19 protein-coding genes are annotated in these 17,117 nt (G+C 65.9%); 14 read left to right on the forward strand and 5 right to left on the reverse strand.

What is annotated here, in order from left to right; translation table 11 throughout:
* The first annotated feature begins 10 nt into the window (after positions 1-10).
* The 6 genes from ACXZ1E_RS11440 (at position 11) to ACXZ1E_RS11465 (ending at position 6,132) form a co-directional block, all read left to right on the forward strand.
* Complete coding sequence (locus ACXZ1E_RS11440) at positions 11-1,132, forward strand: ABC transporter permease (RefSeq protein WP_458040611.1); 1,122 nt, start codon at positions 11-13, stop codon at positions 1,130-1,132.
* Positions 1,133-1,189: 57 nt separating this feature from the next.
* Positions 1,190-2,188: a substrate-binding domain-containing protein gene (locus ACXZ1E_RS11445; protein WP_458040612.1), complete on the forward strand. Its 999-nt coding sequence runs from the start codon at positions 1,190-1,192 to the stop codon at positions 2,186-2,188.
* A 100-nt stretch (positions 2,189-2,288) separates the two neighbouring features.
* Positions 2,289-4,028: a dihydroxyacetone kinase family protein gene (locus ACXZ1E_RS11450; protein ID WP_458040613.1), complete on the forward strand. Its 1,740-nt coding sequence runs from the start codon at positions 2,289-2,291 to the stop codon at positions 4,026-4,028.
* Positions 4,025-4,498 carry a ribose-5-phosphate isomerase gene (locus ACXZ1E_RS11455; protein ID WP_458040614.1) on the forward strand — a complete coding sequence of 158 codons (474 nt, stop codon included), beginning with the start codon at positions 4,025-4,027 and terminating at the stop codon, positions 4,496-4,498. Before ACXZ1E_RS11450 ends, ACXZ1E_RS11455 begins: the two co-directional genes overlap by 4 nt.
* Complete coding sequence (locus tag ACXZ1E_RS11460; protein ID WP_458040615.1) at positions 4,491-5,291, forward strand: triose-phosphate isomerase family protein; 801 nt, start codon at positions 4,491-4,493, stop codon at positions 5,289-5,291. Before ACXZ1E_RS11455 ends, ACXZ1E_RS11460 begins: the two co-directional genes overlap by 8 nt.
* A 16-nt stretch (positions 5,292-5,307) precedes the next feature.
* Positions 5,308-6,132, forward strand: coding sequence for a DeoR/GlpR family DNA-binding transcription regulator (locus tag ACXZ1E_RS11465; protein WP_458040616.1), 825 nt, complete (start codon positions 5,308-5,310; stop codon positions 6,130-6,132).
* Between the two features lie 143 nt (positions 6,133-6,275).
* Here ACXZ1E_RS11465 and ACXZ1E_RS11470 read toward each other — a convergent pair whose 3' ends face one another.
* Entirely contained in the window at positions 6,276-6,842 is a 567-nt protein-coding gene (locus ACXZ1E_RS11470; protein WP_458040617.1) for a TetR/AcrR family transcriptional regulator, read from the reverse strand.
* Between the two features lie 389 nt (positions 6,843-7,231).
* On the opposite strand from ACXZ1E_RS11470, the gene ACXZ1E_RS11475 reads away from it, so the two are divergent.
* A complete protein-coding gene (locus ACXZ1E_RS11475) occupies positions 7,232-8,146 on the forward strand; it encodes an oxygenase MpaB family protein (protein ID WP_458040618.1) in 915 nt (304 codons plus the stop codon).
* A 141-nt stretch (positions 8,147-8,287) separates the two neighbouring features.
* Here the strand turns inward: ACXZ1E_RS11475 and ACXZ1E_RS11480 are convergent, their stop codons facing one another.
* The gene (locus tag ACXZ1E_RS11480; RefSeq protein ID WP_458040619.1) at positions 8,288-9,298 is read right to left on the reverse strand and encodes a LacI family DNA-binding transcriptional regulator; all 1,011 of its coding nucleotides are present in this window, start codon (positions 9,296-9,298) and stop codon (positions 8,288-8,290) included.
* A gap of 147 nt (positions 9,299-9,445) precedes the next feature.
* On the opposite strand from ACXZ1E_RS11480, the gene ACXZ1E_RS11485 reads away from it, so the two are divergent.
* From ACXZ1E_RS11485 to ACXZ1E_RS11495, 3 genes are read left to right on the forward strand one after another with little or no spacing between them, the layout of a single operon-like run.
* A complete protein-coding gene (locus ACXZ1E_RS11485; RefSeq protein WP_458040620.1) occupies positions 9,446-9,925 on the forward strand; it encodes a hypothetical protein in 480 nt (159 codons plus the stop codon).
* A gap of 17 nt (positions 9,926-9,942) precedes the next feature.
* A complete protein-coding gene (locus ACXZ1E_RS11490; RefSeq protein WP_458040621.1) occupies positions 9,943-10,674 on the forward strand; it encodes an APC family permease in 732 nt (243 codons plus the stop codon).
* Positions 10,562-11,983 carry an aminotransferase class III-fold pyridoxal phosphate-dependent enzyme gene (locus ACXZ1E_RS11495; protein WP_458040622.1) on the forward strand — a complete coding sequence of 474 codons (1,422 nt, stop codon included), beginning with the start codon at positions 10,562-10,564 and terminating at the stop codon, positions 11,981-11,983. The genes ACXZ1E_RS11490 and ACXZ1E_RS11495 overlap by 113 nt, the downstream gene beginning before the upstream one ends.
* Positions 11,984-12,025: 42 nt before the next feature.
* Here ACXZ1E_RS11495 and ACXZ1E_RS11500 read toward each other — a convergent pair whose 3' ends face one another.
* Together ACXZ1E_RS11500 and ACXZ1E_RS11505 are read right to left on the reverse strand one after the other, a co-directional pair.
* Positions 12,026-13,324: an FAD-dependent oxidoreductase gene (locus ACXZ1E_RS11500; protein WP_458040623.1), complete on the reverse strand. Its 1,299-nt coding sequence runs from the start codon at positions 13,322-13,324 to the stop codon at positions 12,026-12,028.
* Positions 13,325-13,353: 29 nt separating this feature from the next.
* Positions 13,354-14,004, reverse strand: coding sequence for a ScbR family autoregulator-binding transcription factor (locus ACXZ1E_RS11505; protein WP_458040624.1), 651 nt, complete (start codon positions 14,002-14,004; stop codon positions 13,354-13,356).
* Between the two features lie 461 nt (positions 14,005-14,465).
* Here ACXZ1E_RS11505 and ACXZ1E_RS11510 point away from each other — a divergent pair, with 461 nt between their 5' ends.
* From ACXZ1E_RS11510 to ACXZ1E_RS11525, 4 genes are all read left to right on the forward strand, one after another.
* A complete protein-coding gene (locus tag ACXZ1E_RS11510) occupies positions 14,466-14,696 on the forward strand; it encodes a hypothetical protein (protein ID WP_458040625.1) in 231 nt (76 codons plus the stop codon).
* Positions 14,693-15,172 (forward strand): BLUF domain-containing protein, encoded by a 480-nt coding sequence (locus tag ACXZ1E_RS11515; RefSeq protein WP_458040626.1) that lies wholly within the window; start codon positions 14,693-14,695, stop codon positions 15,170-15,172. Before ACXZ1E_RS11510 ends, ACXZ1E_RS11515 begins: the two co-directional genes overlap by 4 nt.
* A gap of 103 nt (positions 15,173-15,275) precedes the next feature.
* Positions 15,276-15,962: a GntR family transcriptional regulator gene (locus ACXZ1E_RS11520; protein WP_458040627.1), complete on the forward strand. Its 687-nt coding sequence runs from the start codon at positions 15,276-15,278 to the stop codon at positions 15,960-15,962.
* 104 nt (positions 15,963-16,066) lie between these two features.
* Positions 16,067-16,273, forward strand: a complete 207-nt coding sequence (locus ACXZ1E_RS11525) for a three-helix bundle dimerization domain-containing protein (RefSeq protein ID WP_458040628.1) — start codon at positions 16,067-16,069, stop codon at positions 16,271-16,273.
* Between the two features lie 33 nt (positions 16,274-16,306).
* On the opposite strand, the gene ACXZ1E_RS11530 is transcribed toward ACXZ1E_RS11525, so the two are convergent.
* Positions 16,307-17,068, reverse strand: coding sequence for a ParA family protein (locus ACXZ1E_RS11530; RefSeq protein WP_458040629.1), 762 nt, complete (start codon positions 17,066-17,068; stop codon positions 16,307-16,309).
* Between the last annotated feature and the right edge of the window lie 49 nt (positions 17,069-17,117).

The raw sequence follows: 17,117 nt of genomic DNA on the forward strand, positions 1-17,117 counted from the left end.
GGACCGGACAATGACGACCACGACCACCAACACCATCATCGAGAACAAGAAGAAGTTCTCCGTCGCGAAGCTCCTTCTCGAAGGCCGTGCGTTCGTTGCGCTCATCCTCATCATCGTGGTGTTCTCACTGCTGACGCCCAACTATCTGACCGTTGAGAACCTGCTCATCATGGCCTCGCACGTCGCGATCTACGCGCTGCTGGGCCTGGGCATGCTCATGGTGATCCTCAACGGCGGAATTGACCTGTCGGTCGGCTCCACACTCGGCTTCTCAGCCGTCATCGCGGGATTCCTCCTACAGGGTGTACCGATCAACTTCTTCGGAATCATCCTGTTCCCCAGCGTTCCCGTCGTGGTGTTGCTCTCGTGCGGCGTCGGAGCTGCGGTCGGCTTCGTCAACGGCATCCTGATCGCGAAGTTCAAAGTCGCGCCGTTCGTGGCAACTCTCGGCATGCTCTACGTCGTGCGCGGCCTTGCGTTGTTGATGACCAACGGTCTCACGGTCAACGACCTCGCCGGAGACCCGGAGCTCGGCAACACCGGCTTCGACTGGCTCGGGTTCAACCGCATCCTCGGCATCCCCATCGGCGTCATCATTATGGGAATCGTCGCTCTGATCCTCGGCTTCGTCCTCGGACGGACGAAGTTCGGTCGCTGGCTCTACGCCTCGGGCGGCAACGAGCGCGCCGCCGAACTGTCGGGGGTGCCGGTGCGCAAGGTCAAGATCTGGGTGTATGTCATCTCGGGCATCTGTGCCTCCATTGCCGGGCTCATCCTGGCATCGACCCTGACCAGTGCGAGCCCCACGGCCGGCAACACCTACGAACTCACCGCCATCGCCGCTGTCGTCATCGGTGGCGCAGCACTCACCGGTGGCCGCGGGAACGTGCGTGGCACTCTCCTCGGGGCCTTCGTCATCGGCTTCCTCGGTGACGGCCTCGTGATCGTCGGGGTGTCGTCGTACTGGCAGATGGTGCTGATCGGCTCGGTCATCATCTTGGCGGTCCTGCTGAACACGCTGCAGTACGGTCGCCGCCGAAAGGCGCCCACTACCTCCGCTCCTACGCCGAAGGCCGGAGCGCCCACCCAGACGTCGGGACAGGATACGGCGGCTCCGGCCGCCACCGCCTGACCGCGAACAGTCGGCATCAAAGAACGCTGCCGACCACTCAAGAAAAGGACACATCACATGATGCGAAAGAAGGCTCTGGCCGCCCTCGCGGCCACCGGCGCACTAGCACTCGCTCTCACCGCATGCGCCGGCGGCGCCGGGAGCGGATCCGAATCGGCGAGCAGTGAAGGCGGCGGTGGCGAGGCCGGCGGCCTCATCACGATCATCGTCAACGACCCGGCCAACCCCTACTGGAAGACCGAGGGCGACGTCGCCGAGGCTGCCGCGATCGAACTCGGCTACGAAGCGGTCGTCGGTGCCCACAAGGGCGACACGAACACCGAGAACACCCTGATTGACACCGCCATCTCGAACAACTCCGTGGCGATCATCCTCGACCCCGCAAACGCCGACGGCTCGATCGCCGCCGTGCAAAAGGCTGACGCCGCCGGTATCCCGGTGTTCTTGGTCAACGCCGAGATCAACGAGTCGGGAATCGCGAAGGCGCAGCTCGTGTCCAACAACGCGCAGGGTGCGGCCATCGGCGCTCAGGAATGGGTCACGCGGATGGCCGAGGCGGGCAACTACATCGAGCTGTTCGGTGCGCCCTCCGACAACAACGCCCAGACCCGCTCAAACGGCTTCTCAACCGTCATCAGTCAGTACCCCGATCTGGTGGAGGTCGGCGAAGAAGTTGCGAACTGGGATCGCACCGAGGGCCGCAACAAGACGCAGGCACTCATGCAGGCGAACCCCGACATCAACGGTGTGATCTCCGGCAACGACGAGATGGCGCTCGGCGCGATCGCGGCGCTGAAGGAAGCGGGCAAACTCGAGGGCGTCGTTGTGGGCGGTTTCGACGGCAACCCTGATGCGGTCGCCGCGGTTACTTCCGGAGAGATGGCGTACACGGTGCTGCAGCCTGTCGCCGTGTTCGCGAAAGAGGCCGTTGTGCTCGCCGACGAATTCATTCGTACGGGCAACGCCCCCGAGACGGAGAAGCAGTCCTTCGACTGCATCCTGATCACCCAGGAGAACGTCGCCAACATGACCGGCCCGTTTACCTACTCCGGCTGACCACTGAACGAGTACCGGCGTCGTTCTGCGACGCCACGACAGGGGCGGATGCCTCGTGGCATCCGCCCCTGTCCCACCCCAGACTTCGGAAAGAACTCCCATGAGCTACGTCCTCAACGATCCGGCGGACTTCGCAGACGAGTCGGCCGACGGCTTCGTTGCCGTGCACCGGTCCCTCGTGCGTCGCGTGCCGGGCGGCGTCGCCCGCTCGACGGCGACCCCCGCCGGCCAGGTGGCGGTCGTGATCGGCGGCGGATCCGGTCACTACCCGGCGTTCGCCGGACTGGTTGGCGCGGGACTCGCTCACGGTGCAGCGATGGGCAACGTCTTCGCCTCGCCCAGTGCGCAGCAGGTGTACGCGGTTGCCAAGTCCGTCGCAACGGAGGCGGGAGTGCTCCTCAGCTACGGCAACTACGCCGGCGACGTGCTCAACTTCGATCAGGCGGAGGCGCGGCTCAACGCCGAGGGCATTCCGTGCCGGACGGTGCGCGTCACGGACGACATCTACAGCGCCGGACCCGATGAGCGCGCCAAGCGCCGCGGCGTCGCGGGCGATCTGGCAGTATTCCGCGCCGCGGCGTGGGCAGCCGAACAGGGCCTCGACCTCGATGCCGTCGCCACGATCGCTGAGCGTGCGAACGACCGCACCCGATCGTTCGGCGTGGCGTTCACGGGCTGCACGCTCCCCGGCGCATCCGAGCCCCTTTTCACGATCCCTGCGGGACAGATGGGTGTCGGGATGGGCATCCACGGCGAACCGGGTATCGATGTACGTCCGCTCGCGACGGCCGACGAGTTGGGTCGCCTCTTCGTGGAGGCACAGCTGAGCGAGAGACCGGACGGCATCGCCTCGACAGCCGGGGCCCGCGTCGCTGTCATTCTCAACGGCCTCGGCGCCGTTAAAGCCGAAGAACTCTTCGTCATCTATCTGACCGTCGCGCGCGAGCTCGAAAGAGCGGGTGTCGTCGTCGTCGAGCCCGAGGTCGGCGAGTACGCCACGAGCTTCGAGATGGCGGGTGTTTCGTTGACGCTGCACTGGCTCGACGACGAGCTCGAGGCCGCCTGGGCCTCGCCCGCCTACACACCGGCCTACCGCAAGGGCGCCGTCGTTGCGGGCAGCGACCTTCTGGGTGACCTGATCGCCGAAGATGCCAGCGCGGCCCTGCCGGAGGCATCCGAGGAGTCCGCCGCCGCCGCGGCGAGCGTCGTCGCCATCGTCGAGGCGATCCGAGACGTCATCGACCGAAACGCCGACGAACTCGGCCGTCTCGACGCGATCGCCGGCGACGGTGACCACGGTATCGGCATGCAGCGCGGCGCGCGTGCGGCCGCGGACGCGGCTGTCAGCGCGCATACCGCGGGCGCGGGTGCAGGCACCGTTCTGGCTCTCGCCGGAGACGCGTGGGCACTTCGAGCCGGGGGAACCTCCGGCGCCCTCTGGGGTGCGGGACTGCGGGCCGCGGGTGAGAGTATCGGCGACACCTCGGCCCCCGACGGCCCCGCTCTTGCTGCTGCGGTGGATGCCGCCCGGGCGATGGTGCAGGGCTACGGCAAGGCGGAAGTGGGCGACAAGACGCTCGTCGACGCTCTCGTGCCGTTCGTCGAGAGTCTGCGCCGCTACACCGACAGCGGTACGCCGACTGTCGAGGCCTGGACGGCGGCGGCGTCGGATGCGACGTCCGCAGCAGAAGCGACGAGTGACCTTGTGCCCAGGCTCGGGCGCGCACGTCCGCACGTGGCGAAGAGTCTCGGCACACCCGACCCGGGGGCCGCCTCGTTCGCCCTCGCGATGACTGCCGTGGGCGTCGTGCTCGCGGCCAGAAGAGAGGAGCGGTCATGACGCGCCAGTGGAGAATCGTCGTCGGATCGGATGACGCAGGATTCGAGTACAAGGAGGCGCTCAAGGCCGATCTGCTCAGCGACCACCGCGTCGCCGAGGTCATCGATGTGGGCGTGGACGATTCGGGGCACACGCCTTACCCGCGCATCGCGGTCGCTGCTGCCGAGCGCGTGCGCGACGGGCTGTCGGACCGGGCTCTGCTCGTGTGTGGCACAGGACTCGGGGTCGCGATTGCGGCGAACAAGGTCGCGGGTATTCGTGCGGTCACCGCGCACGACAGCTTCAGCGTCGAGCGGAGCGTGTTGAGCAACAACGCGCAGGTACTGACCTTCGGGCAGCGTGTCGTCGGCCTCGAACTGGCCCGCCGTCTCGCCCGCGAATGGCTCGACTACGAGTTCGACGAGACATCGGCGTCGGCAGAGAAGGTTGCCGAGATGACCTCGTACGAGCAGACGGGTAGCTGTGGGTGACGCAGTGCCCCCGAGTGTCGTCCCGGCCACCAAGCCTCTGCTCCTCGGCGTCAGCCTGAAGCTCTACCTCGACAATGCCGCCAGCCAGGCATGGGCGCACGGTGTCGCGGCCGCAGTCGGGGGGCATCCGGCCGTCGTCGATGGCAGAGTGAGACTCTTCGCGCTGCCGTCGTTGCCCGCTCTCCACGCGGTGCGTGATGCGTTCGAGGGGACGCCCATCGCGGTCGGTGCTCAGGATCTTCACTGGGCGGAGCGCGGGGCTTACACGGGAGCGGTGAGCGGAGCCGATCTCCTCGATGCGGGCTGCACGTTCGTCGAGGTGGGTCACGCGGAGCGAAGGAGACTTTTCGGCGAGACAGACGAAGTGGTCGCGCGAAAACTGGCCGCAGCTACGAGGAGCGGTCTGACGCCGATCCTCTGCATCGGTGAGGAAACCGAGAGGCCAGTCGAGGATGCCGTGGCGGCGAGCACGGCCCAGCTTGCGGCCGCGCTCGCCGGACTCGATGATGCCGTTCGCGGCGAAGTCATCGTGGCTTATGAGCCGGTATGGGCGATCGGTCGACCGCAACCGGCACCTGCCGGCCACGTCAGAGACGTGGTCGCGGCTCTACGCGAGATCCTTGATGGGGACCCCCGCATCACCGACTCGTGGGTAATCTACGGAGGGAGTGCGCGATCGGGGTCTCTGAGCAATCTCGGTAGCAGCGTGGACGGCCTCTTCATGGGGCGCTTCGCCCACGACCCCGAGGACTTCGCGCGCACCGTCGATGAAGCCGCGCGGCTGAGGACGTGAAAACGGAAGGTCTGAGATGACGACGATGCGTGAGGAGCGGGCCGTCGCCGGCGACGCCCGGCAGGGTCGTCAGGCCCAGAGGCAGCGGGAGATCACCGAGGCCGTCATGGCGGCCGGCGCGGTGCGCATCGAAGACTTGGCGACGCGGTTCGATATCAGCGTCATGACCGTGCATCGCGATCTCGACGAACTCGAAGGACGCGGCCTGCTCCGGAAGAGTAGGGGCGTCGCGACGGCGCTGTCATCCGCTCTCGTCGAGTCGAGCGATGTCTACCGAGCCAGCAGGCAGCTCGCGGAGAAGGAGGCCATCGCCCATGCCGCACTCGATTTCATCGAGACGGGACAGGCGATCATGCTCGATGACTCGACGACGACTCTGCACCTGCTCCCGCACCTCGCGCCCAAGAAGCCGCTCACCGTGATCACCAACACGTTGACGATCATGGAGGAGCTGCGCTCGGCCAACGGCATCACGATGCTCGGGCTCGGAGGTCAGTACTACAACTGGTGCAGCGCGTACATGGGACGCATCACGACGACGACGATTGGGAGCCTCCGGGCAGACCTCCTCGTCATGTCGACGTCGGCCATTTCGGACGACGTCGCGTTTCATCAAACGCAGGAAACCGTCGACGTCAAACGCGCGATGTTCGAGTCCTCCCACCGCCGCATCCTTCTGGCGGATCACACCAAGTTCGAGCGCCGTGCGCTGCACGCGATGCTGCCCCTCGCCCAGTTCGATGCCGTGATCGTAGACACGGGTACTGATCCCGTCCACATCGACCGCCTCCGCGACAAAGGAGTCAATGTTGTCGTCGCACGGCGCACTTCGCGCCCGTGAGGGATGTGGCGGGGTACGTACGGGAGATGCCAGCAGCGACCGAACGCTCTTCTCGCTCTGATCGACGCGGTTTCGCCCGTCTCGTGAGCATCGCGATGCTCGGGATCCGAACCGCTGCTGACCCGATGCCAGGCGGCGTCACGCTACGCCGTGCGTGCCGCAGACGACGGGTCGCTCGACACGCCCCGCAGGAGCTGCGAGACGAGATCGTCGCAATACCGCACAGCGGCTTCCTCATCCTGTTCGGGCGGCACGGAGAAGCCCATCAGTGAGCTCACGAGGGCCGAGCCCGTGATCGTTTGAATGAGGATGTCTGGGTTGCAGTCCTCCGCGAGCTCACTCCGACTGATCGCCTCTACGATGAGCGCCCGGTTCTGAGAATGGATGACGTTGCCAACGCGCTCGAAGTACTGATTGAACAACTCCGGGTGCAGGCCGCGTTCGGAGCTCATTCGCAGAATGAACGCGCCCTCCTCGGAGTGGACGAGGCGCAGCGAAGACATGGCGACCGCTCGCAGCACCGTGCCGATATTGCCCTGCGATGACCTGTCCGGCACCAGTGCGTGGGAGGACAGCACGTCGTGCATGAGCTCCTGGGAGGAGGCCCAGCGCCGATAGATCGCGGGTTTCCCGACGGCCGCCTCTCTGGCCACGGCTTCGAAGCTGAAGCCGCTGGATCCGGCGCGCACGTACACGCGTTGAGCGGCCAAGAGAACCCGCTTCCGGATCTCCGGGTCTCTGGGTCGTCCCGCCGGTTTCTGTTTCTGTTTCTGATCTGCCACTGCCGCTACCACCACTCAATCGTCGGGTTCCTCCATTATCGGGCTCCCCTTCGGCGGGCCGGAAAGTCCTTGCAGTAACAGGCGAGTAGATATAGACCTGTTACGTACGAATTGCGTACGTATTGACAAGGGGGTCTTTTCATGGATGCACCTGCCGAAGCCCGAAAGCCGGGCATCCCGATTGTTACCGAAGAGCTCATGCTCGGAGATACCGCGCGTTGGCGCAGGTTCGGGGAGGTCGTTCCCGCGGGAGGGTCGCTCGACAGTGACGGCGTGCCCGACTACGGCTGTTCGGCCCTCGCTCGGTCGCCTGGCGAGTGCTCCTTCATCCCGCGACGATCGTCTTCGAGACGGCAGCCCAGGCGTCGCTGCAGTTCCTCTACAAGCCCGTCACCGCGGGCATCCCTGACCTGGACCCGATCTCGCGGAAAGCGCGCAAGGGGACGTTCACGATGTTCGACTTCTTCGAGCGCTTCCAGCGCAACGCCGGGATACACGCCCCGATGTGGCTCGGTGACACCGCAACGGCAGAGAACATGGCCGCTCACCTGCACCGCATCCACGGTCACGTGGTGGGGCCGGTCATCGATCCCGAAGATCCTTCGCTCGGCGGCTATGCGGCTGACCAGCCGCGCGATGCGATGTGGGCAGCGCTCACCGAGATGCACGCGATCCTGTGCGTCTACGAAAATCTGGCCTGGAACGGCGACCAGCCGCCCCAGCCCCTGACGCCGGAAGAGCGCGATCAGTACGTGCTGGAAATCGGTGCCTACCTGCGTCTCGTCGGCACTGACGAGTCCGAGATCCCCACGAACATGGCAGAACTGGGCGCTCTATACGAAAAGTACTTGCCCTACTTCGGACTCAGAGAGAGCGTGTTCGCTGATCTCGAGACTGGGATGAACATGATCGCCCAGTACGAGACCGTCGGGAAGCAGAACTGGGATCCCTCGCACAAGCTGGCCACCGATGCCCTGGCCGAGGTGTGCGGGGATTGGAGCGACGTCACGCACGCGATCCTCCCGGAAAAGCTCCAGGTGGCGTCTGGAATGAGCCGGGCGCAGATTGATGCGTCCGACGAGATCCTCGCCCAGCACGCGGAGGGCATCCGCGAGCTACAAAGCCCCGAGAACGAAGCCCGTCTGGCGCGTCTGCTGTGGGGACCGGACGGAGTGGACCTCATTCAGAACGCCCGACGGCTGCAGGCCGCTGCGCTCGCAGGAGCCGTGTAGCTCCTCGCCCCTCAGGCGCGGATGTAGAGCAGCTCGCCGTCGTCCGCTCGGGCGCTGTATCGGCCGCCGATTTCGACCGATACGTCCGGGCGGGCGGAAGCGCGTTCGAGAGCGGGGGTCGGGGGAGGTCTGGAATCGGTCCTACATCCTCACTGCACACGTGGATGCCCGCTCGCGGTAGATCAGATCGAAGGTCTCGACCGTTTGCTCGGCGGTCCCGCCGGCCTCGATGATCTCGATGAGAAGATCGCCGGCCCGCCGGCCCGCATCCTTCGCCCTCAGGTCCAGAGCGGAGATCGGCGGTTGCACGATCTGAAGGGTCGGGCTATCAGAGTAGGAGACGAGCTGGATATCGTCGGGCACGGAGAATCCGAACTCGCGCAATGTCGAGAGGATGCCGACGCTGAGGCCTTGCGGGAGGCAGACGATTGCGTCGACCTTTGGACGGATCGACCGAAGCTGTTGAACTATGTGATGCAGATCCTCCGCGGACGGCACCCCGGTGAGATCGACGAATGTCAGGGGGAGGCCGTGCGTGGTCGCCCAGGCGGTGGCTGCCTCGGCGGGTATGCGCACCCACGTCTGGCTGACGGGCGGTCTGACCAGGGCGATCGACGTTGCCCCCCCGAGCCGTAGGCGGTCAAGGAGAGTGTTCATCGCTGACTGATGGTTGCCGGCCACGATCGCGGTGGGCTCCGGCATACCCGGCGGAACGAGCTCTGATACAACGACGGGACGCCCGGTTTCGAGGATCGCTCGGGCCAATTCATCGCCATCCACAACGTCTGCCATCACGAATCCGTCGACGTGGAGGCTCCGTGCCTTGCCTGCCGGAAAGTCTGCGGGAACGAGAGAAACGGTCAGTTCTTTGTCTGTGGTGCTGTCTACGACACCGGCGGCGAAGTTCATGTAGTAGTCCATGAAGTTCATGCCGCCAGGCATCCACAGTCCGATCGAACCGGCTCGAGCCTGTCGAAGGTTGCGGGCACCTCGGTTGATGGCGTAGCTGAGACTTGCCGCAGCCTGGCGTACGCGTGATCTCGTCTCTTCCGAGACGCGACCCTCGCCGGTGAGCGCCCGAGACGCGGTGCCACGCGAAACGCCTGCGAGGTCGGCGACGTCTTGCAGAGTCGAAACTCGCCTGGATGACATCGTCAGCCTCCTCGGGTCGATCCTAGGGTCGCTGTGAGACATCAATATTGCACAATCGATTGTGCACCGGGTCATATGTACGGCACACTGTCCCCCAATGAACCGCAGCGTCACCCGTAGCTTCATCACCTGACAGAAAGATCTGCCATGACACTCGACTCGTCGTTCCTCACAGATGAACCAACCGGAAAGCTCAAGAAGGCCGCCCTCGGTACCTGGGGAGTCGTCTTCCTGATCATATCGGCCGCAGCCCCGCTGAGCGTGCTCGCCGGTATCGGACCTCTCGCCGTACTCATCGGAGGCGTCTCTGCGCCGATCGTCTATGGCGTCGCCGGTGTGGTGCTGGCCATCTTCGCCATCGGCTTCCTCTTCATGGCGCGAAACCTCAAGCCGATGGGTGGGTTCTACACCTACATCTCGGTTGGGCTCGGTCGGGTCATCGGTCTGGCGGCCGGCTTTCTCGCGTGGATCTCTTACAACCTTCTGCAGATCGGGCTCTGGGGTCTCTTCGGTGTCATGGCACAGGGAATGTTCTCCGTGGTTTTCGGCCTCGACGTGCAGTGGTGGATTCTCTCGGTGAGCGGTGCGGTTCTCGTCTTCGGCCTCGCAGCACTCGGCGTCGACTAGGCGCCAAGGTGCTGGGGGTGCTTCTCGTTCTCGAGATCGTCCTGCTGGTCATCCTCGCCGTGTCCATCCTGAGCCAGCGGGCCGGCCAACTGGAGTTCGGCACATTCGCGCCGGAGAACATCTTCACCCCGAGCATGTTCGCGATCCTCGGTTTCGGTTTCGCCGCCTTCATGGGCTTCGAGTCGACGGTGCTGTACCGGAGCGAGACCCGCGACCCCGAGCGCTCGATCCCACGGGCGACGTACATCGCCGTGGCATTCCTGGCCATCTTCTACACGGGGACGCTGTGGCTCGTCATCCATGCATTCGGAGATGCGGCCGTGCAGGGCGTCATCGCCGAGGACCCGGCCGCGTTCTTCTTCATCGCGATGGGCACGTACGTGGGTGACTGGGGCGTATCGGTGATGTTCGTGCTGATCGTCTCGAGCATCTTTGCCGGCCAGCTCGCCTTCCACAACGCGATCAACCGCAACAGCTTCGCGCTGTCACGCGACTCGATCCTTCCCGCGCTGTTCAACCGGACCAACCGGATGGGCGCCCCCTGGGTCGCCGGACTGATTGAGCAGCCGGGATGGGGCGTCCCGTCGTCGCGCGTCGATCGGCACGCTATCTGCGGGTGGGCGGTATCGCCTCACCGTGATCTCGAACGCGTTCGATGCGGACGTTCCCGCCTTCGTTCTGCCGGACTTCGCCGCCCGGTGGGTGCCGTATCTCGGCAACTCCTCGGCGCTGCTCAGGCTCGGGGATGAGTCTCCGTCCGAGACTTCGTCGCGATCCGCCGAGAGCAGCGACGATCTGCTCGCGCGCCGCGAGGCGTTGCTTGCCGATGTGCTGGAGCACTACTACGCGCAGCCTCCGCGCATCGAGCGCGGGTGGAGGCACCACATGATCGCCGACGATGGCCGCGTGTTCGTCGACATGGTCAACAACGTCACGGTGCTCGGCCACAGCCATCCGCGGGTCGCTCGTGCGATCGCCGAGCAGTGGCGCACCTTCAACTCGAACTCTCGGTTCCGCTACGAGTCGATCGTCGCGCTCGCTGAGAAGCTCACGGCGCTGCTTCCGGAGAGCCTCGACACGGTATTCCTCGTGAACTCCGGCTCGGAGGCCGTCGAACTGGCTCTGCGCCTGGCGCGCGTGCACACGGCGCGCGAAGATCTGGTCTCGGTGCGCGAGAGCTATCACGGATGGACGTACCTGGCGGATACGGTGTCAACCTCGAGCTCGGACAATCTGCGTGCCTTGGAGTCCCGACCCGACTGGGTGCATACGGTCGATGTCCCGAACGCCTTCAGCGGCGGCTACCGGGGTGGCGAGGCGCATTGGTACGCCGAGGACGCGACCGCGGTGATCCGAGAGCTCGCCGCTTCGGGCCGGCCGCCGGCCGCGTTCATCTGCGAGCCGGTCTATGGCAGCGCCGGCGGTGTGACACTGCCGGAGGGGTACCTGCAGGCCGTGTATGCCGAGGTGCGTCGCGCTGGTGGCCTGACGATTGCGGACGAGGTGCAGGTCGGGCTGGGCCGGCTGGACAGCTGCTTCTGGGGCTTCGAGCAGCAGGGCGTGGTGCCCGACATCGTCTCGCTCGCCAAGTCTTTCGGTGACGGGCATCCGCTGGGTGCCGGTGTCACGACGAGGGAGATCGCGGCGAGCTATGCGGCCGAGGGGTACTTCTTCTCGTCAACGGGTGGCAGCCCCGTCGCGTGCGTGGTCGGGACCACTGTTCTGGACGTCATCCTCGAAGAGGACCTTCCGGGGAACGCCGAGCGCGTGGACCGGTATCCGAAGGATCGTCCCGAGGCGCTCGCGCAACTGCACGAGCTAATCGGGACGGTGCATGGCGAGGGCCTGTATCTGGGTGTGGAGATGGCGCGCGACCGCGTCACTCTCGAGCCGGCCGCGGCCGAGACATCCGAGATCTGCGAACGACTGCCCCAGCGCGGAATCATCGCGCAGCCCACGGGCAACTCGATGAACGTGCTCAAGATCAAGCCGCCGCTCAGCTTCGACGAGGCCGCTGCCGACTTCTTTGTGGACGCGTTGGACGCCGTGCTGAGCTAAGGTGAGGGCGCCGTGAGCGTTCCCCGTGCTGGCGCCGGATGTTCAGCGTCGTCGCGAGTCACACAGGTCCGCGATCACGGCTCTCGCCGCACGGTCGCCCGACACGAGAGCGCCCTCGATCGAGGCGCTGTCGCAGTGATCGCCCGCGACGTACACCCCGGCGCGTACCCGCGGTGACCGAGCCTGCAGTGGCGGATTCTGTGTGGGCAACGCGTGACGGATATCGTCGCGACGCAGCAACTGCCAGGCACCGACATCCGTGCCCCAGATCCCGCTCAGGTGAGCCCGCACGTCGCGCTCGTCGGGTGCCGCGGCGTCCCCTCCGGGGAGCAGGCATGTCGCTTCGATGAGGTGTTGGCCCGCCGGTGCGTAGGTGGGCACGGTGTGTGAGATGACGGCCGTGTTCACAACGGGCACACGGCGGCGCCCGTCGACGGCCAGCATCCCGGATGCGGTGGGCGGCGTATCCGTCTGAAACCACCACGTCTGCAAGCCGCGCGTCGCGGGCTCCGCGATTCCCGTCAGACCGGCGGTCGCCTCAGGCCCGACCGCCACCACCACCGCGCGCGCCCGGAGAGTGTCGGCACCGGCGACATCGACCGCGACGGCGCTCGCAGAACCCGACACCCGTCGTGCGGCGTGCCCCAGCCGGATGTCGACCGACAGCGTCCGAGCGAGGGCCGCGAGCTGTGCGGGCACCGCCTGGATGCCCCGCTCGGGCAGACCCGGTGAGCCGACGGCGAACAGGCGAACGAGCATCCGCACGAATGCGTCGGATGTGTCGAAACGGCCATCGGCTATGACGCCCGCAAGGAAAGGCTCGAGTACCTCGTCGCGGAGCGGTCCGGTGAGGCCAGCGCGGTCCCATCCGTCTCGGACCGCCCCGTCCCAGCCCGCCCGGCCCGCGCGTGCGGGGCCCCGCACGGCACGGCGCGGTGCGACCAGCGCGGGCGTGATCCAGCGTGCGAGTCCGACGATTCCGCGCGGAGTGATCAGGCCACTGCGCAGGGACGCCGCGAGGGTCGACGGGTGCCGCAGGGGGTCGGCGATGGAGACCAGACCGCGCTCGCGGCGCACGTGGACGCCAGCCGGAAAGTTCTGCAGGCGCAGCGCCTGCGCGTCGACCCATTTGCCGATGGCCGGGTACGCCGGGTTGAGCACCTGAAACCCGCGGTCGAGCAGGAACCCGTCGACGGCGTCCGTGCGTTGACGTCCGCCGACCGAGTCGGACGCCTCGACGAGCGTCACGCCGAGGCCCGCGTGCCCGAGTTTGATCGCCGCGCGCAACCCGGCGAGTCCTGCACCGACGACGATCACGTCGTGCTGTGAATCCGCGGCCACAATCCCCATCCGTCCTCGTCGGTTACTGTTCACTCGACCATCAGTTGCGAACCCGACCGGAGCAATTCCGGCACCCGGCTGATCACGTCGCGATCGCCGCCGACCAGGGCGGGTAGGAGTACGGTCCACATCCGCGCGAGTCGGTCGAACAGATCCACTCCGCCGGCGAGCGCTACCGATACGAACTGCGTCCCGGAGAAGGACGAGATCACGACCTCGGCGGCCATGCCGACGTCTAGATCGCGCACCAACTCGTTCTGCAGCTCGGCCTTCTCGAAGAACAGGCGCGAGGTCGAGATCCATTCGACGTAGGGTGCGACCGAGGCATCCGCGAGATCCGACGCCGACTCCGTGCTCAACCGCAGCCCCGCCTGGACAATCGGGTTGGACTGTATCTGTGCGGCGAGCGCTCCGGAGAGCAGAACCATCCCCTCGACGCCCGAGGTGCAGTTCTCGAGGCAGGATTGGCCGACGGCGATCGAGAGTTCATGCTGTTGCCGGATGACCTCTGCCGCAAGATCCTTCTTCGAACGGAAGTGGAAGTACAGCGCACCCTGTGTCACCTGGGCGTCGGCGGAGATCTGGCTCAGGGTGGCCGCACGATAACCACCGGCGGCGAAGACGCGCGAGGCGGACAGGACGAGCGCCTCGCGTGTCGCGATCGCTCTTTGCTGCTTCACGGTGGGCTTCCTCTCCGTCCACCGAGCATAGGGCGCCCGTTCGGCGGAATCCGTCGACAAATAAGATAGCGAGCACTATGTTTAGGGCAGTGGGTTGGCCTCGCGAGACGACACCGCCATTTGCCGACGACAGGGAGCACCGTGACCGGACCGGAGCACGACATCGACCCCGCCGCGATCTCGCTGCCGGCCACGCTGCAGGTGCCCGTACCCGTGCATGTACCCAAGCCCTACGGTCACGCGTCGGAGGAGTAGGCGTCCGAGCAGCAGGCGCCGCACTCGCTCACACGGTCTCGACGCCCGCGACGTATCGAAACGGGGGTCGACGTTCTTCCATGAGAAAGCGTCAAGGCTCGCACTATCGACTCCGGCGTAAGTCTGCAATACCCGTCGCCCATATGCCCAGCGCAGCTAGCGTGGGATCCACAAGCAATGAGGCTCGGGTCTTTCCTGCGCCAGAGATGGATCGAAAAGCAGTGCAGACCGAAACAGAACGCCGCGATGTCGTGTGGGCTCGCGTGGACGACGGCTTCTATGTCGCAAGTCGTCCCGGACATTTTCTCGGGTGCATCGACCGGCAAGACGACGGACGCTTTCTCGCCCTCGATACGCACACGCAACCGATCGGTACTTTCGCGCACCTGGCTGATGCCCGGGAGGCCGTGGCCAGCGCGTACGAGGGCGGCTCGTGAACACCGTAGAGAGCTCGGGTGACGCGGGTGGCGAGCTGTATTCGCTCGTCTACACGAGCTTCGCGGTGACGCTCCTCGACGAATCCGAGCTCGAAGCCTTGCTGGCGCACAGCCGGGCGGCGAACGAGCAAGCCGACATCACTGGGATGCTGCTCTATCGCAACGGACGGTTCATCCAGTACCTCGAGGGACCCGAAAAGGCGGTGCGCGCTCTGCTCACCCGCATCTGGGTCGATACCCGTCACACGGATGCGCGGGTACTGGTCGACACCAAACCTCCAGCCCGACAGTTCACCGAATGGACGATGGGGTACGAGCCGGTCGATGAGGCGCGCACGCCGCTCCCGGCAGGATTCCGTAGCACCTTCGATGACCTCGAGAAAGTGAATGACGCGGATGCCGTGCTGCGCGCAACGCGCGAGCTGAGCCTGTGGTTCCGGGTCCGGCAAGCTCGCCGGCGGACCGTCTCGGCCTAGGGCCGAGGGGTTCTGCGCCGCGGAGCCGAAACGGACAGTTGATCAAGACTGCGCAACTGCCCTGAGATTTGCATCACTCCCCGCCGTGTGCGCAATGTATTGCATGCCGATTCCCGCTGGCCGCTCAGGCGTAGACCGTTCCCTCCTTCGTGACGACGTGTATCGCCGTCTTCGCGACGCCATCGTGGACGGCACGTTCGAGCCGGGGGAGCAGCTGCGCGACGGAGATCTCGCGGAGTGGCTCGGAGTCAGCAGAACCCCGGTGCGCGAGGCTCTGCTGCGTCTCGGAGCGAGCGGCCTAGTGGTTGCGGTGCCCGGCCGCTCGACGACGGTCAGCACGATCGATCCGCAGGCGGTCCGTGACGCCCGGGATGTCATTGCCGCGATGCACGGGTTGGCCGTGCGCGAGGCCGCGGGAAAGCTGAGCGCCGACGACATCGACCGGATGCGTGACGCAAATCACCGCTTCGCGCAGGCGCTCGACGCCGATGACCTGTCGGCGGCCCTGGATGCGGACGACGAGCTTCACATGATCCCCGTCGCCGCTCTCAGAAATCGCGCTCTCGAGGCGGTCCTCCAACAATTCGGTCCCCTCGTCCGCCGCGCTGAGTTGCTCCAATTCACGGGCGACGGGCGCGCCTCGGTCGAGCGGCACGAGCAGCTCATTGGGCGCCTTGCCGAGGGCGACGTGCAGGGGGCCGAGTCGGTGAACCTCGACATCTGGCACAGCCTGCCGGCCGATGTGAGCCCCGCACATGAGAGCCGGAGGGGTGAGAGCACCGACGAGTAGTCGCTCCATGGCGCGCTCAGTGATCGTCGTGGCGCTGGTTCACGCGAATTGAGTAAAGTCAGCGAAAGGGTGGCGATTCGCACCAAGCTGCTGAGGAGTGCACGATGTCAGACGGCAAAGTTGTCGACGAAAGCAAGGCGATCTCTGAGATCGTGCAGCGATTGCGGGAGCAGTTTCCGGCGGCTTCGCCCGAGTCGGTCACGGACGCCGTCGAGTATGCACGTGCGACGTTCTCCGGCGCGAAGGTCCGTGACTTCGTGCCTGTGCTGATCGAGAAAGAAGCCAAGGCGCTGCTCGCCGGCAGGGCGTGACCGCGGCGCATCACGCGTGCTGTGGGCGCTCCCTCAGCTTTTCTTGCCCCGTGCCTTCGGCTTGACGACTGCGCGGATCTGCTTCCACAGATCGCCGTAGGCCTGCGCGGCCTCGGCGTGGGGTGCGTAGCTTCCGATCGGCGCGCGCTCCGTGCCCATGCGCTCGACATGGACCGTCGCGGGGACGACCACATCCGTCACCGCCTTCTGCGCCTGCGGGAGCTGCTCGACGGTCGTCCGGTGCAGGGTCTTGCGCCGATCGACCATCGAGAGGAATCCGACGACGCGGGCCTTCGATACGGATGCTCCGACGAACTCGACCACCTGCTCGAGGGATCGCATCGACAGTGGCGAGGGCACGAGCGGGACGACGACAGCATCCGCCGAGAACACCGCGTTCTCGGCCACGAGCGACGCGCCGGGCGGGCAGTCGAGAATGACGACGTCGTAATCGCGCTCGACCTGCTCGAGGATCTTCGCGACCCTCTGCTCGGACTTCTTCGCGTTGTCGAAGACGAGATCGAGGTCCCGATAGCTCGCGTTGCCGGGGAGAACATCGAGGTTGTCATACGCGGTGGACCGGATGGCTCCGCTGACCTTGCTGTCGCCCGCGACGAGCGCGGCGACGCCGCCCTTGACCTTGGGTTTGACCTGCAGCAAGAAGGTCGCAGCCCCCTGTGGATCGAGATCCCAGAGCAGCACGCGAAACTCTTTCGCGGCTTCCCAGGCGAGGTTGACGGCAGCGGTCGTCTTGCCCACGCCGCCCTTGGTGCTGTACACGGCGATGACCTTCATGTCCCCACCGTAATGACGTCAGGGTCGTTCTCCTAGGCATCGGAGACTC

The sequence above is a fragment of the Pacificispira sp. HM-600 genome, from assembly GCF_977993705.1.

What these genes read in the sequence shown, in the direction of transcription:
- ACXZ1E_RS11445 (WP_458040612.1), top strand. Translation starts at nt 1,190, where the DNA reads ATGATGCGAAAGAAGGCTCTGGCCGCCCTCGCGGCCACCGGCGCACTA.
- ACXZ1E_RS11465 (WP_458040616.1), top strand. Translation starts at nt 5,308, where the DNA reads ATGACGACGATGCGTGAGGAGCGGGCCGTCGCCGGCGACGCCCGGCAG.
- ACXZ1E_RS11520 (WP_458040627.1), top strand. Translation starts at nt 15,276, where the DNA reads ATGCCGATTCCCGCTGGCCGCTCAGGCGTAGACCGTTCCCTCCTTCGT.
- ACXZ1E_RS11480 (WP_458040619.1), bottom strand. Translation starts at nt 9,298, where the DNA reads ATGTCATCCAGGCGAGTTTCGACTCTGCAAGACGTCGCCGACCTCGCA.
- ACXZ1E_RS11450 (WP_458040613.1), top strand. Translation starts at nt 2,289, where the DNA reads ATGAGCTACGTCCTCAACGATCCGGCGGACTTCGCAGACGAGTCGGCC.
- ACXZ1E_RS11525 (WP_458040628.1), top strand. Translation starts at nt 16,067, where the DNA reads ATGTCAGACGGCAAAGTTGTCGACGAAAGCAAGGCGATCTCTGAGATC.
- ACXZ1E_RS11440 (WP_458040611.1), top strand. Translation starts at nt 11, where the DNA reads ATGACGACCACGACCACCAACACCATCATCGAGAACAAGAAGAAGTTC.
- ACXZ1E_RS11455 (WP_458040614.1), top strand. Translation starts at nt 4,025, where the DNA reads ATGACGCGCCAGTGGAGAATCGTCGTCGGATCGGATGACGCAGGATTC.
- ACXZ1E_RS11510 (WP_458040625.1), top strand. Translation starts at nt 14,466, where the DNA reads ATGGATCGAAAAGCAGTGCAGACCGAAACAGAACGCCGCGATGTCGTG.
- ACXZ1E_RS11530 (WP_458040629.1), bottom strand. Translation starts at nt 17,068, where the DNA reads ATGAAGGTCATCGCCGTGTACAGCACCAAGGGCGGCGTGGGCAAGACG.
- ACXZ1E_RS11485 (WP_458040620.1), top strand. Translation starts at nt 9,446, where the DNA reads ATGACACTCGACTCGTCGTTCCTCACAGATGAACCAACCGGAAAGCTC.